Below are 13,603 nucleotides of genomic sequence, written 5' to 3'. Positions count from 1 at the left end.
TTCGCTCGTAATTGGACCATTTAAATTAATGTAAATTGGTTCTTTTTTGTTGTCAATTTGCGGCGTAAGCTAATCATCAACAAGATCATAAGGAGCGATCAATATGCGTAGAAAAGAATTCTCCATGACGGAAGAAGCCGAAATTACCTCGTTTTTGCAGGAAATGACCTTTGGTTTTCTAGGAACCGTGGACAAGGAAGGCTGGAGCCGGGTAACCCCGCTAAATTTCGTGTATGATGGGGCCTGCTTTTATTTCCATGGCAGCCTGGCGGGGGAGAAGATGAAACATTTGGCCCACGATCCCCGCGTTAGCTTTACGGTAGCCAAGGAGTATGCGATTATTCCTTCGTATTTTACCGATCCTAAGCTGGCTTGTCCGGCTTCTGCTTACTTCAAAAGTGTGATGGTAAGAGGACGAGTGGAGAAGGTTGACGACCTCCCGGAGAAAGCCCGGGTCTTCACTTTATTTATGGAGAAGCTGCAGCCTGAGGGAGGTTATGCGCCTATTGTGCCAACGGATTCTGACTATGCCGGGCAGCTCAAAGCCGTTGCCTTGCTGCGCATTGTTCCCGAGGATATCAGTGCCAAGTTCAAATTCGGTCAGAACGTGAAGGAACCTTCCTTCTCGCAAATCATCACGGGGTTGGAGCAACGAGATCAGGTGCTTGATCCGAAGACTATCGACTTGATGAAGCAGTATTGTCCCGTACGTAGCGAACAAATCGATTAGTGCCCATGAATTGACCGTGACGCCTGAGGATCGAAATGATATAATGTTAGGCAGCTTTAGAACGTTACCTCCTTAAAATATCAAAACCGATCGGAAGGATGAAATGTGATGACCCCACTTGCGGAGCAGTTAAACGAGAGCATCAAATCCGGCAATCATCATGTGTACGACATGCTGTCCACGCTGGGCAAGGAGATCTATTTTCCGAAGGAAGGCATCTTGAGCCAATCCGCTGAAGCTTCGGCCCATGCCAAGAAATATAATGCGACGATCGGCATCGCTACCGAACAGGGTGGTCCGATGCATCTTGCGGTCATCCAAGACACGCTGTCTGCCTATAAGCCACAGGATTTGTATCCGTATGCCCCGCCGGCAGGCAAGCCGGAATTGCGCTCGGTGTGGCGCGACAAGATGCTCCTGGACAACCCTTCGTTGTCTGACAAGAGCTTCGGTAATCCTATCGTGACTAACGCCCTGACCCATGGTCTGAGTATTGTGGCCGACCTATTCGTAGGCGAAGGGGATGCCGTGATCTATCCGGATAAGAACTGGGAAAATTACGAATTGACCTTTGGAATTCGCCGTCATGCCCAGCTTGTTCATTTCCCGCTATTTACCGAGCAAATGACTTTCAACAGTGCTGGTTTGCGGGAGGCCTTGCTGGCTCAGAAGGATAAGGGCAAAGCTATCGTTGTTCTCAATTTTCCCAATAATCCGACAGGCTACACACCGGGTGCGAAGGAAGGCGAAGAAATCGTCTCAGCTCTGCTCGAAGCGGCCGAAGCTGGTATTAATGTTGTAGCCGTTACGGATGACGCCTACTTCGGACTGTTCTTTGAAGACTCCTTGCAGGAATCGTTGTTCGGCAAGCTTTGCGGTCTGCATCCTCGCCTCTTGCCGATTAAGGTGGATGGTGCCACCAAAGAGGAATTTGTATGGGGATTCCGCGTCGGGTTCATCACCTTCTCCCATAATCATAAAGATGTGCTCGCGGCGTTAGAGCAGAAGACATTAGGTATAATTCGCTCGACCATTTCAAGCGGCCCACATCCTTCCCAAACCTTTGTACTTCAAGCGTTAAAGTCGCCTGAGTTCAACGCCCAGAAGGAAGAAAAGTTCCATGTGATGAAGGGCCGGGCCAACAAGGTTAAAAACCTGCTGGACAGTGGCAAATACGATGCTGTATGGGACTACTACCCGTTTAATTCGGGGTATTTTATGTGCCTCAAGCTCAAGACGGTTTCAGCCGAAGCGCTTCGTTTGCATTTAATTCATCAATATGGGGTTGGTACCATTGCCCTCGGGGAAAGCGATCTGCGAATTGCCTTCTCCTGCATTGCTGAGGAGTATTTGGAAGAGTTATTCGAACTGATCTACCAAGGTGTGCAGGATTTACAGAATCAATAAATAGGTTGGTGTTTAGCCACGGATCTATACCATGGCCCAAGCACAGCTCCTTCCCGCTTCATACAATACGGTGTACGAACACACATGACACCTGACAGGTGTATGAAAGGGGAAAGAACATGAGCGGTGTAGAGGATGTAAGAGGTGGATACGGCGGTGGCCTGTACACAAGCACGGGCTATATTCTCGTTCTCTTTATTCTGTTGGTCATCATTAGTCGCACCATCTTGTTATAATATCTGCGGCGGCTAACAAGAACGGACCGCTTCCTTCGGGGAGCGGTCCGTTTCAATTTATATTCCTACTCGTCGTCCTCTTCCCGCCATTTGTGTGCCCATGTTGAATGCATGCCCCAGGCCAGGAGAAGACCACCTGCCAGCGATCCGAAGGTTAGCGCCGGATCACCGCCCGGTAGCACAATCATGGGCAACCATAACAGAACGGCAATGCCCAGCAGCAAGCCGGTCGCCAGGCGCAATACCGCGGCCTTGCGTGCCCCTGCGGGCAACGGGTAATAGGAGGCGGCAGGTGAATCCTGATGGGTTTGTCGCAGTGAAGCAAGCTGCGTGCCGATCAGGAACACAAACAGCAGGTAGAGGGCAGCGCCCAGCCAGGACTGATCGTTCCAGCCCGTCAGTACCATGCCCAGCAAGGTAAGACGGACTACAATACCAAGCAACTCGCTACGGGTAAAGGTCTTGATTAATAAGTAGCGGTAAGCCTCTGCAGGATTCCAGGGAAGCCGATTGCCAACCGCGGACAAATAACGGCGGCGAACGACCTTCTGCCCGTCGGCTGGAACCTCCACGAACCACCCCAGCACTAACATCGCACGGGCTGCCCCCGAACGCTCCAAGGCGATGAGATGTTCCCAAGGCACCTTATGTTTTAACGGGAACCGTAAGAGCAACACATAATTCAAGCTAAGCAGCAGCATAAACAAAGCGCTTTTCCAGGCTGGCTGCCAAATCCAGGCGGCTACAAGTAGCAGAAGGAAGCACCAGCGCAGCAGACGGTAACCCGTACGGGCCCGTAATGATGCTATGCGCAGCTCCTGCCAAGCGCCATAGGTGCTCAGTGCCTTGAGCAGCACCAGTACAAGCAGCATCAGCCACAAGGGATGGAAGACTCCTGTGCTTCGTTGATACAAGGGCCAGAGCAATAGCAGTATAATCACCAGTCCCGGCACCTTATAAATCAAGCCGTTGCGAAAGGCCGGTGTTAAGTAAGAGTTCATTTTACTTTCCTGAGGCAACAGGAACAGAATATCCGCCGGTTGCAGATAGGTACGAAATCCGGCATGAACGGTTAGCGGTCCCAGCAGCAACAGCATAATCCAGCGAATCGGCAGATCAGGTGGCAAATCCCGCAGGAAGGCCGTATACCAGGCAGCAAAGGCAATGCTGAGAATCAGCAGCAGCACCGCCACCCCGCTTTGCAGCACATAGGGCAAATACGGAAGCACCTTGCTCCAGAATAGCGCCCTCCGCCGTCGATACAGCGCGCGAAGTTCCATAGCTATTCGCCGTCCTTCACAAGGTCGTAGAAGATCTGCTCCAGCCCGGCACCCGGTGTATGTATGTGCTCCCCAAGCTCGGCCAGCGTCCCCTGAGCCAGTACCTTGCCCCGGTGCAACACGATAAATCGGTCGCAATAATGCTCAATCGTGGACAGGATGTGGGAGCTAAGCAGGATGGACGAGCCATTTTGCTTCATTTCCTGCATGAAGTCGAGCAGTGAACGAATCCCAAGCGGGTCCAGTCCGAGGAACGGCTCATCGATGACGTACAGTGGTGGACGAGCAACGAAAGCGCACATAATCATCACTTTCTGCTTCATGCCCTTGGACAAGTGCATGGACAAGCTATCGGCCTTCTCTTCCATATGGAACAGCTTGAGTAGACGCTCCGAGCGCTCACGGTATGCCTCAGGATCCACATTGTAGGCCCTTGCAGCAAATTCAAGATGCTCCCTAACGGTGAGTTCCTCATATAACAACGGCGACTCGGGAACAAAGGCCAGAGAGGATTGGTATTGCTCGGGCTGATCATTCCGGGTTTGCCCTGATATCCGGATCTCCCCCTGATGCGGAGTCATCAGGCCCAGAATATGCTTCATGGTCGTACTCTTGCCGGCTCCATTAAGCCCGATAAGTCCAACCATCTCCCCCGGCTGCACATCAAAGGCCACATCATGGAGCACAGGACGCCCTACGCTATACCCACCACTCAAATCATCAACCTGCAATACTGGCAATTCACTCAATCCAAACTCCTCCTACCGTTAATAGCGCTAACGCTACCTATTGATCCTGCGGTGGCTTGTTCTTCAGCCACTTGGGAGCGCCCTTGTTCTTCCGGTCCTGCAATCGCTCCTTCTTCCGGGCCGCGCTTGGGGTTGCCTGCCGTCCCGTACCTGTCGTCTTCTTGCCCGAAGCGGGATTTGGTGAACGTTTAGCTGGAGAGGACTCGCCTTTGTTGCCTAAGGAAGCCTGTCCGCCCAAATCATGAGTTCTTGATGGGAGTCCTTCACTTGTTGATGACTTACGATTCGGTACATTGTCTCGATGAGTTTGAGCTCCGCCTTGAGGCACTCTTTCGGCGCCCATCCCCTGACGCGACGCAGCATTCCCTACAGGGCGATCTTCAGGGCCTGCCAGCTTCCCACCATAAAGCTGCTTAAGTTCAATCTCAATATCCAATTCCCGGGCGAATTTGCGCATAATAAATTCTTCCTGCGGCGTAATAATCGATATGGACAGCCCCTTCCGGCCCATTCGGCCCGTGCGGCCAGAACGATGCACATAGTGTTCAGCATCAATAGGAGGGTCCAGATTAACAACAAGAGCCAGGTCCTCGATATCCAGTCCGCGCGCAGCTACATCGCTAGCTACCAGCACACGAATTTTACCCTCGCGGAACCGCTTCAGCGTCAAGCTGCGTGCCGTCTTGTCGGCATCACCATATAAGGCGCCCGCGTCCAGGCCCACATAATTCATCTTCGCTTCAACCTCGGCAATTTGATCGGTGTGATTAATGAACACCATCGTACGCTCCGGACTAAAATGTCTTACGATCCGGCGCAACATGTCGATCTTGTCCCTTGCTTCGCAGACGAAATACATATGCTCCAGCGTCTTGGAGGTTCGTTGCTCCGGCTCGATGCCGATCTCCAGCGGCTCCTTCATTTCCTTGGCGGCCAAAGCACGGATATCTCCGTTAATCGTTGCCGACAGGAACAGAAGTTGCCGCTCCCGCAGCGTTCCCCGCAGGATATGCTCAACATCGGCTGTGCCGCCCAGTTGGAACATCTGGTCTACCTCATCCACGACCACAGTGCGCAAAGTATGCAGCTTCAGCTTCCGCTGCGCAAGAATCTCCCGGATACGTCCCGGCGTGCCTACCACGAGCTGGGGATGCAGCTTCAGCTTCTCCAGTTGCCGTTTAATCGCAGCCCCACCGATGAGTGCCTGGGAGCGGATGCCCAGCGCTTCTCCATACTTCTCCGCTTCCCGTTGAATTTGCATGGCAAGCTCTTGAGTCGGAGCCAGAATCAGTCCTTGTAGCGCCTTATCATTGGGCGATATAGCTTGAAGCAAAGGCAGCAAATAAGCCAGTGTCTTCCCTGTCCCGGTCTGCGACTGAGCCAAAATATCCCGGCCCTCCAGCGCTGCTGGAATAGCTTCCGCCTGCACGGGAGAAGGTTCTGTAATGCCGTGCTCCTTCAATTTTGCCGTCAGTGTGTCTACAATGCCCAAATCGGCAAACGTTGTTATTGTCATTAAGTTCCATCCTTTGTTTTTGAAAAGTACATGTCATCCTATACCATTATTTTCATTATATGCGATAAGCGTCAACCACAACAAATCTCGCGGAAAAATGGCAAGTAAAAAGCCTGCCTTAAACGGCAGGCTATTTCTTATTCATCACCTTATAAGTCAACCGGTCAGCCAGACGCGGGAACATATGATACCACTTGGTTCCCACTCCAGCAATCCAGGGTAAGTTAATCTCAAGCATCCCCTTCTCCACGGCCTGGACCATCGCCCTGGCTACACGCTCCGGCTTCAGCATCATCCAGCGCACATTCTGGACGTAACCTCCGTCCGGGTCAGCAATGTTGAAGAATTCAGTATCAATTGGACCGGGATTGATGGTCGAAACCGTAATCCCGTATTCCCGAATCTCCTGACGCAAAGCGCTACTGAACCCAATCACCGCATGTTTGGTGGCCGTATAAGCCGTAGACTTCGCCGTACCGATCTTGCCGGCAATGGAAGCCACGTTCACGATCCGCCCCGAACGAGCGGATTTCATCGCAGGAAGCACCGCTTGCGTGCATCGAACCATCCCCATATAATTCACGTTCATCATCTCGGCAAATTCCGAGGTTGGCATACGATCCAGATACTCGAACTTGCCATAGCCTGCATTATTCAACAGACAGTCCACCCGACCGAACTCGGCAAAAATCCCCTTAAACCCGGACTCGACAGAAGCATCGTCCCCAACGTCCATCTTCACTAGCCGGTGAGGACCCTTCAACTTGAGGGCCACCTGCTCCAGCTTGTCAAGCGAGCGAGCTGCCAACACGACAATCGCTCCGCGTTCAGACAGCATTTGTGCCGCCATGGCGCCGATTCCGCTGGAGGCTCCGGTTACGACCACGACTTTGTCCTGTAATGACATATTCCTAACTTCCCTTCAAGAGGTTGTTCAAAAAATCGTCTTCCCAGGACGGAGTTGTTCGAGGAGTAGATTCGGGCGTCGAATCTTGAATTCAGCCGGTTCTTCCGTTGCTCACGTACCCTGCTTCCGAAGTCGTTTTCTCCGAAAACGTGTAGCTCCGCTACTCAGTCCCTAGCTTCATCCAACTCAAGCGTTTTGAAAAAAACGCACATCGGAAGCATAAGCTTCGGTCCTGCAAACCCAACTTTTTGAACTAACACTTCAAACGAGGTTGTTCAAAAAGTCATCTTGATCAAGAAGCGATTCAAGTCTTACTGAATTCTATCTTAAGAAATCATCACTTGAATGTCCAGTTCGCCAATCCCATCCATCAGCAACGGAATACATAACGCTTTGCGTGGCTCCATCTGTGTAGCGGAAATTGACTTGATTACTTGCGGGGGCGTGATGTCTACGGCAAATCCCTGATTGGACAAAATCGTGCTGGCATTTCCACTAATCATATTGCCCAATTCTGAAATCGCACTTTGGCCCATCTCATCCATCTCCGTGAGTACAAATCCGCCCATCATTGCGGAAACGATGCGTAGCGCAACGGCTTCTTGCAATCCGAAGACAACCATACCGCTGAAGTGACCGGTCATACCGATCTGGATCCAGATATGATCCTGTACAGGAATCACATCCTTGACGCCCATGCTCCCGGTGGATGGGGATATTTGAACAACCTGTTCAATCACCGAACGTGCGGATTCAAGAAAAGGATTGATTACTTCTGCTTTCAAAATTATGCGCCCCTTTTCACTAGGAGAATAACTTTATACATACTAAAGTCCCATCTTTTGGCTAAGGATCATTATACTTTATTCCTACTAATAAGTCATTAAAAATCGAAATTTGAAATTTAAGCTAACCTCTTAAGTCAAGTCTGTCTAAAGACCCGGAAACGGTTACGTCATTGATTTAATCAAGGAAAATCACCTATAATTAATAAAATCGCACAAAAGCGCTGAATCTTCGCTTGCAAGATACAGCGGAACGGGAAAGAAAGGGAGGCAATCTGGTGAATATCAGTCAGTTGGAAACGTTGATTACTATCTCCAAAACAAAAAGTTTCCGTAAGGCCGGGGAACTATTAAATCTGACCCAGCCTGCCGTCTCGGCTCAGATCAAAAGTCTGGAGGACGAATTCCGGACGGTACTGGTGGATCGGAACCAACCGGTGACGTTAACGGACCGCGGACAAGTGTTTCTTGAACAGGCCGAACGTATGCTGGATATCGTCGAAGAGCTCAAGCTCAAGCTATCGGATATGGAACACACCCCGCAGGGGCATATTGTACTGGGTACCACCACATCAATCGCCATTCAGATTTTACCGCGGATTTTATCTTATTTTCAGGACCAGTTCCCTCTTATAAAGACAACGATTCAATCTATGCCCTCCTGCTTGATCTACCAAAACGTGGAGCAAGGGCTCGTGGACATCGGCATCGGTTATTTGATCGAGAACAACCCCCAGGTACTATCCTCGGTTCTGTATTATGATACCTTCGATCTGGTCGTCTCGCCGCTTCACCCGCTAGCCAATCAGACCATGCCCACTCTGGAATCGCTACGTGACGTGCCCATGATTATGCTCTCCCCCGATACGGTCGGACGTCGGTTTATGGATGAAGTGTTCAAGCAGCATGACATGGAACCGCATATCGTCATGGAGCTCTCCAGTAGCGAAGAGGTGAAACGGATGGTCGAGATCAACCTGGGCGCCGCGCTGATCTCGCATCAGTCCATCCTCCGCGAACTGCGACAAGGCTCGCTGAAGAATGTCCCGATTCCTGAGTTCGAGGTTACCCATCCCGTAGGGGTTATTTACAAGTCCAGTCGGTATATCAACTCGGCGATGCAGCAATTTTTGGGCGACCTCAAGGGCATGCCCGAAACCAACTTCATCAGCTCGGAATAATTTGCTCACAGAAAGGAGTCTGCTTCCTATGAAATTTGATCTCCATACCCACCATTTCCGCTGTGGTCATGCGGATGGCAACATTCGCGATTACGTTGAGGCCGCCATTGCCGCTGGCCTGTCAGTTATCGGTATCAGCGACCATACCCCCTACTTCGGTAGTCCGGAAGATCGCCCTTTCCCGCGAATCTCCATGGGTAAGCAAGCCTTTGCCGGATACGTGGATGAGGTGCTGAAGCTCAAGAAGGAATTCGAAGGTAAGATCGACGTCCTGCTCGGCATCGAATCCGATTTTTTCCCCGAGCATGCGGAGGTATACAGAAATACATTAAATCAATATCCGTTCGACTACATTATCGGCTCGGTGCACAGTGTAGGCGGAGTCAGCATCTTCAACGAGAATCGCTGGAAGGGATTAAGCCATGCTGAGAAGATAGCTACCAAGGAAGCTTACTATGAATTAATCGGTCAATCGGCGCGCAGCGGCATGTTCCAGATTCTTGGACATATTGATGCTATGAAAGGCAATTATCCCGAGTTCACCGAGATTCCGGCTGAGGCTGCCATTGATCGAGCACTTCAGGTCATCGCCGAGAACCAGGTAGCCATTGAGATCAACACCTCTGGGAAAACCAAGCGAAGCGGCGGCTGGTATCCAAGCGATGCCATACTGGAACGGGCACTGCATTTCGGCGTGGAAGTCACCTTTGGCTCTGACGCTCATATTCCTGCACGGGTAGGGGATGAGCGTGAGGACGTTGTCCGGCGCTTGAAAGAGATCGGCTTCCGGGAATGGGTGTACTACAAGCAACAGCAGAAGGTGACCGTACCTTTGTAGAGGCCGCTTAAAAAGTCGTCTTCCCAGAACGAAGCTGTTCGAGAAGTAAACTCGACATCAAATCTTGCCGACAAAAAAAAGAGAACCCGTGCCGTCATGCACCGGGTTCCAAGAGAAAATATATATTCAAAAGGGGGTCATGTAACAAGTGTACCCTCTTTCTATTAGGGTTTGATCACAGCTATATTTCATTTATGTAACAAAACCTATCACTTAGATTTCATAGTCCATCGACTCCGCGACATAATGGCGTAATTCTGCCACAGTTCCTTTGGCTGCTGGCCGCGTAGCTGCTGCCCTTACGCCGTCGTATTGCAAGCCACACTTCTGCAAGACCCGCTCCGACGCTGGATTGTCCACGCTGCAGTCCGCTTCGATCCGCCGTAACCCCAGCGTCCCGAAGCCGAATTGCAACACACATTGCACCGATTCCGTAGCATACCCCTTATTCCAGTATGCGGGTGAGACAAAATAGCCAAGCCGAGCCTTGCGTCCCTTCTCGGTCCAATACTGCAGGGAGCACAACCCGACTAGACGACGATCTTGCTTGGACTCGATAACAAAATGAAGGTCGCGAAGAATGTGATAAGAATCTTCGAAGTAGCGGTACAAACGTCCAGGAAATAAGAGGTTGCCGCCGTGAGAGAACAACGTGAAGGCACGAACGGCTGGGTCTGCCAGACAGTCATACAACGCCTTGGAATCCTCTTGAACCACCCTTCGCAGCAGCAAACGGTCGCTCTCCAACACCGGAAATTCGCTTCGCAACCGCTCCTTCAATTCCGTCATGATTCCTCCCTATGCTTCCACGGTAACAGAGCGTTCCCACTCACTGCGGAAAACCCGTAAAGCAGCACGTGGCAAAACAACGTAATCAAAAAAATCCACTTGCAAAAGCCTATCGCATGCGCCAGGTTCGCCGGATCTGTCATATAAAGAAGGGTCTCCTTTAACACATACTTGGGTGTTCGCAGAACATCCCAGCTATTCCAGCGAATAAAACGTCCAAGGTAAATGCCGAAGCTGCTTAGCAAGAGCACTCCAACAGCGAATACCCAACCCGCAACCTGCCCCCATGCCCTTTGAACCAGTCGCTGTACCGAAGCCAGCGATACCGAGCCAAGTGCCAGCCCTAGCAAAGCGACAAAGAACAGGGTGAACAAGTGATCCCAGAACAAGTTCTCCTGCCAAAATCTTACCTGTGAGCTAATCGGATAACGTGCAAAGGGATGCAACATATCCGTAATCATATAAGCCGCATTCGGGTAAAAGAACAACCACATCAGCCCGACAGGAATGCCCAGAATCCATTTTCCTGTTCTTGAGCGCAGCAGGCTAATTCCGTCAAGAACCACTGCCAGCCCCAGTGGAATCCAGGCCAAAAATGTGTTCCAGATCAGAAATAGATAAGGCGGTCTTCCTCCATCCGGCAAACGGGTACTAACCACGTAATTCATGGCGATGACCGTTATAATAAATAGAAAGCCGTACATATACGCCTTCCCCGGATAACCAAGCTGTTGCCATTGCCGCAAATCATGCACCTCCCGTCCCAATCGTTTATCTCTATTAATGGTACGATTCGGTCGTTCAGATAGTTACGCCCTCGTCACGATCCCGTGGGTTATGGTATAACACAAAGAGATGGATTGATGTGAAATGTAAGGAGGATTATCGATGCAGCCATTTACCGAAAAAGCTCTGAAAATTATCGTAGCCATTCCCCCGGGTAAAGTGATGACTTACGGACAAATTGCCGCAGCAGCAGGTAGCCCCCGAGCCGCCAGGCAAATCGTACGCATCCTGCACAGCATGAGTGCCAAATACCACCTGCCCTGGCATCGTGTAGTTAATGCCGCTGGCCAGATTGCCCTGCAGGACGAAGAGGGCTATCAAGAGCAGATGTGGAATTTGGAGGCAGAAGACATCGAGGTGATGCCGAACGGACGAATTGATCTTGCCCGTTATCAGCATCACCCCGAAGCTCTATGAACGACAGTTGAATCATTCTATTTTAGCTTATACTCCTTTAACAGTCCGCGAATATCCTTGTTAATTTGCTCGGAATCGGGACCCTTCGCCGCCTCATCGTCAAGCTCGTATTTACGCTTTAATTCCAGGATGTTGTATACGCGTTGGTCCAACATATCCGCTGTAATCTGCCCTTCATCCACCGCGGTACGGATGGCCTGAAGCACCTGCTTGCCCTTATCATAATCATGTCCAACTAATACGATATTTCCCCCGGCCTGGATAAACTCCACGGCAGCTTCCCCAATATCATAATGCTCGGTGATCGCGCCCATAGTCATATCATCGGAGATAACGACTCCGTCAAAACCTAATTCCTGTCTCAGCAAATCATGAATGGTGACCTCGGAGAACGATGCGGGATGCTCGGGATCGAGCTTGGGAAGCAGGAGGTGAGCAATCATGACCACATCTGCTCCCTCATCAATTGCCCGAGTGAAGGGAATCAGCTCCAGTTCCCGCAGGCGGTTCAGGTCATGCTCCACAACCGGCAAGCCAAGATGCGAGTCAACCGAAGTATCCCCATGCCCTGGAAAATGCTTAATTACCGGGATCACACCTTGCTCGCGAATTCCCTTCATGACAGCAATCCCCATCTGACTCACAATCCCCGGCTCAGTACCGAAAGCCCGATTCCCGATCACCGGATTATCCGGGTTGCTGTTCACGTCCAGCACCGGAGCGAAATTCATATTTAGCCCGAAATCCGCTAACTCTCGTCCTAGAATACCTCCGACTTGCTTGGCCAGCTCCTCGCTGCCTGTATCACCGATCTTGCGAGCCGTGGGCAAGCCGTCGAATTCCTGGGGCATACGACTGACCTTGCCACCTTCTTCATCTACACTTAGAAGCAAAGGAATCTGCGCATGCTCCCGGTTAAGCTGCTTCAAATCATTAAATAAACCAAGTGCTTGCTTGGCATCCTGGATGTTATCCTTGTAGAAAATTAATCCCCCCACATGGTCCTCCTGAATGAAGGAACGTACGGTCTTATCCGGCGTTGTCCCATCCAGACCGAGCAGAACCAATTGACCGATCTTCTCCTCGGTGCTCAGCTTATTCAGCCATTGTTCCACCGGATCAGAAGATGATGAAGCGGTATCCGCAGAGTTGCTGGCATTTTCCGAATTGCCCGGCGAGCCGGAGGACTGTCCTTGACTGGCTTCCCCCGTGTTCTGTTCCCCGTTCGCCCCACCCGAGTTGGTATCTCGAGGAAGCTCTCCTGAGCTTTGGGACCCCGGAGAACAAGCCGTGGCCAGCACAAGGACCATTAGCAGGCAGAACACGATTCGCCCGGCATGATTTAGCCTGGTTTGGGGAGTCGTATTTGAGCGCATATGAATTGCCTCCTGTTCATTTCTGTATTACACCTGTTGCTTCCATTTTGCCTCTGTAATGGACGGAATAAAACTCTCCATCAGATGCAGCAATTCTCCGGGTTCCTCCGCACGTTTGAGCAACGACCTCTGCTCAGCCTGAACAAATCCGGCACTTACGCAAGATTCCACTAATTCAATCAGCGGATCATAGTAACCCTTAACATTCAGTACACCCACCGGCTTCTGGTGGATACCAATCTGGAGCCAGCACAGTACCTCAAATAATTCTTCCAGTGTACCGAAGCCACCGGGTAATGCGATAAAGCCATCAGCCAACTGGCTCATGGTTGCTTTACGGGTATGCATATCCACCACTTCAATAAATTGAGTGAGCCCCGGATGAGCTTTCTCCCCGTGGATCAGACCGGAGGGCATCACTCCGACGACCTCACCACCTGCTCCCAGCACCGCGTCCGCAACCGCTCCCATTAACCCGTGCCTGGAACCGCCATAAATTAATCGGTAGCCCCGCTCCGCCATAACGGCTCCCAAATTTCCCGCCTGAATACGATATTGCTCATCTTCTCCATAATGGGAACCAGCAAATACGCAAATGGATTTCAT

General features: G+C 51.1%; 15 protein-coding genes. 6 read left to right on the top strand and 9 right to left on the bottom strand.

Going from position 1 to position 13,603, the window contains the following annotated elements; all coding sequences use genetic code 11:
- The first annotated feature begins 103 nt into the window (after positions 1-103).
- The 3 genes from BN3279_RS05115 to BN3279_RS24160 all read left to right on the top strand — a co-directional run bounded on the left by BN3279_RS05115 (position 104) and on the right by BN3279_RS24160 (position 2,373).
- Entirely contained in the window at positions 104-730 is a 627-nt protein-coding gene (locus BN3279_RS05115) for a pyridoxamine 5'-phosphate oxidase family protein (RefSeq protein WP_059049551.1), read from the top strand.
- 108 nt (positions 731-838) lie between these two features.
- Positions 839-2,137, top strand: coding sequence for an aminotransferase class I/II-fold pyridoxal phosphate-dependent enzyme (locus tag BN3279_RS05110; protein WP_059049550.1), 1,299 nt, complete (start codon positions 839-841; stop codon positions 2,135-2,137).
- A 119-nt stretch (positions 2,138-2,256) separates the two neighbouring features.
- On the top strand, positions 2,257-2,373 hold the full coding sequence (locus BN3279_RS24160; protein WP_222860879.1) for a YjcZ family sporulation protein: 117 nt from the start codon (positions 2,257-2,259) through the stop codon (positions 2,371-2,373).
- Positions 2,374-2,438: 65 nt separating this feature from the next.
- Here BN3279_RS24160 and BN3279_RS05105 read toward each other — a convergent pair whose 3' ends face one another.
- The 5 genes from BN3279_RS05105 to BN3279_RS05085 all read right to left on the bottom strand — a co-directional run bounded on the left by BN3279_RS05105 (position 2,439) and on the right by BN3279_RS05085 (position 7,610).
- A complete protein-coding gene (locus BN3279_RS05105) occupies positions 2,439-3,653 on the bottom strand; it encodes an ABC transporter permease (protein WP_059049549.1) in 1,215 nt (404 codons plus the stop codon).
- Between the two features lie 2 nt (positions 3,654-3,655).
- Positions 3,656-4,402 (bottom strand): ABC transporter ATP-binding protein, encoded by a 747-nt coding sequence (locus BN3279_RS05100; protein ID WP_059049548.1) that lies wholly within the window; start codon positions 4,400-4,402, stop codon positions 3,656-3,658.
- Between the two features lie 37 nt (positions 4,403-4,439).
- Positions 4,440-5,918 carry a DEAD/DEAH box helicase gene (locus tag BN3279_RS05095; protein ID WP_059049547.1) on the bottom strand — a complete coding sequence of 493 codons (1,479 nt, stop codon included), beginning with the start codon at positions 5,916-5,918 and terminating at the stop codon, positions 4,440-4,442.
- 130 nt (positions 5,919-6,048) lie between these two features.
- Complete coding sequence (locus BN3279_RS05090) at positions 6,049-6,825, bottom strand: SDR family NAD(P)-dependent oxidoreductase (RefSeq protein ID WP_059049546.1); 777 nt, start codon at positions 6,823-6,825, stop codon at positions 6,049-6,051.
- Positions 6,826-7,151: 326 nt separating this feature from the next.
- A complete protein-coding gene (locus BN3279_RS05085) occupies positions 7,152-7,610 on the bottom strand; it encodes a chemotaxis protein CheX (RefSeq protein WP_059049545.1) in 459 nt (152 codons plus the stop codon).
- A 278-nt stretch (positions 7,611-7,888) separates the two neighbouring features.
- On the opposite strand from BN3279_RS05085, the gene BN3279_RS05080 reads away from it, so the two are divergent.
- Together BN3279_RS05080 and BN3279_RS05075 are read left to right on the top strand one after the other, a co-directional pair.
- Positions 7,889-8,791 carry a LysR family transcriptional regulator gene (locus BN3279_RS05080; RefSeq protein WP_059049544.1) on the top strand — a complete coding sequence of 301 codons (903 nt, stop codon included), beginning with the start codon at positions 7,889-7,891 and terminating at the stop codon, positions 8,789-8,791.
- 28 nt (positions 8,792-8,819) lie between these two features.
- The gene (locus BN3279_RS05075; protein ID WP_059049543.1) at positions 8,820-9,629 is read left to right on the top strand and encodes a histidinol-phosphatase; all 810 of its coding nucleotides are present in this window, start codon (positions 8,820-8,822) and stop codon (positions 9,627-9,629) included.
- Positions 9,630-9,842: 213 nt separating this feature from the next.
- Here BN3279_RS05075 and BN3279_RS05070 read toward each other — a convergent pair whose 3' ends face one another.
- Both BN3279_RS05070 and BN3279_RS05065 read right to left on the bottom strand, forming a co-directional pair.
- On the bottom strand, positions 9,843-10,418 hold the full coding sequence (locus BN3279_RS05070) for a GNAT family N-acetyltransferase (RefSeq protein WP_059049542.1): 576 nt from the start codon (positions 10,416-10,418) through the stop codon (positions 9,843-9,845).
- Positions 10,415-11,164, bottom strand: coding sequence for a DUF1361 domain-containing protein (locus BN3279_RS05065; protein WP_232436757.1), 750 nt, complete (start codon positions 11,162-11,164; stop codon positions 10,415-10,417). Before BN3279_RS05065 ends, BN3279_RS05070 begins: the two co-directional genes overlap by 4 nt.
- Positions 11,165-11,306: 142 nt before the next feature.
- On the opposite strand from BN3279_RS05065, the gene BN3279_RS05060 reads away from it, so the two are divergent.
- Entirely contained in the window at positions 11,307-11,621 is a 315-nt protein-coding gene (locus BN3279_RS05060; protein WP_059049541.1) for an MGMT family protein, read from the top strand.
- A gap of 17 nt (positions 11,622-11,638) precedes the next feature.
- On the opposite strand, the gene nagZ is transcribed toward BN3279_RS05060, so the two are convergent.
- On the bottom strand, positions 11,639-12,997 hold the full coding sequence (gene nagZ / locus BN3279_RS05055; protein WP_232436756.1) for a beta-N-acetylhexosaminidase: 1,359 nt from the start codon (positions 12,995-12,997) through the stop codon (positions 11,639-11,641).
- Between the two features lie 27 nt (positions 12,998-13,024).
- A complete protein-coding gene (locus BN3279_RS05050) occupies positions 13,025-13,603 on the bottom strand; it encodes an LOG family protein (protein WP_059049540.1) in 579 nt (192 codons plus the stop codon).

This window comes from Paenibacillus senegalimassiliensis, from assembly GCF_001486585.1.
GTDB lineage: Bacteria > Bacillota > Bacilli > Paenibacillales > Paenibacillaceae > Fontibacillus > Fontibacillus senegalimassiliensis.
Note: the sequence above shows the minus strand (reverse complement) of the source record. Positions and strands in the feature narration are given on the sequence as shown.

Excerpts from the sequence above, each read along its gene's own strand:
- BN3279_RS05050 (WP_059049540.1), bottom strand. The coding sequence starts at position 13,603 with ATGAAATCCATTTGCGTATTTGCTGGTTCCCATTATGGAGAAGATGAG.
- BN3279_RS05115 (WP_059049551.1), top strand. The coding sequence starts at position 104 with ATGCGTAGAAAAGAATTCTCCATGACGGAAGAAGCCGAAATTACCTCG.
- BN3279_RS05110 (WP_059049550.1), top strand. The coding sequence starts at position 839 with ATGACCCCACTTGCGGAGCAGTTAAACGAGAGCATCAAATCCGGCAAT.
- BN3279_RS05070 (WP_059049542.1), bottom strand. The coding sequence starts at position 10,418 with ATGACGGAATTGAAGGAGCGGTTGCGAAGCGAATTTCCGGTGTTGGAG.
- BN3279_RS24160 (WP_222860879.1), top strand. The coding sequence starts at position 2,257 with ATGAGCGGTGTAGAGGATGTAAGAGGTGGATACGGCGGTGGCCTGTAC.
- BN3279_RS05060 (WP_059049541.1), top strand. The coding sequence starts at position 11,307 with ATGCAGCCATTTACCGAAAAAGCTCTGAAAATTATCGTAGCCATTCCC.
- nagZ (WP_232436756.1), bottom strand. The coding sequence starts at position 12,997 with ATGCGCTCAAATACGACTCCCCAAACCAGGCTAAATCATGCCGGGCGA.
- BN3279_RS05105 (WP_059049549.1), bottom strand. The coding sequence starts at position 3,653 with ATGGAACTTCGCGCGCTGTATCGACGGCGGAGGGCGCTATTCTGGAGC.
- BN3279_RS05090 (WP_059049546.1), bottom strand. The coding sequence starts at position 6,825 with ATGTCATTACAGGACAAAGTCGTGGTCGTAACCGGAGCCTCCAGCGGA.
- BN3279_RS05075 (WP_059049543.1), top strand. The coding sequence starts at position 8,820 with ATGAAATTTGATCTCCATACCCACCATTTCCGCTGTGGTCATGCGGAT.
- BN3279_RS05095 (WP_059049547.1), bottom strand. The coding sequence starts at position 5,918 with ATGACAATAACAACGTTTGCCGATTTGGGCATTGTAGACACACTGACG.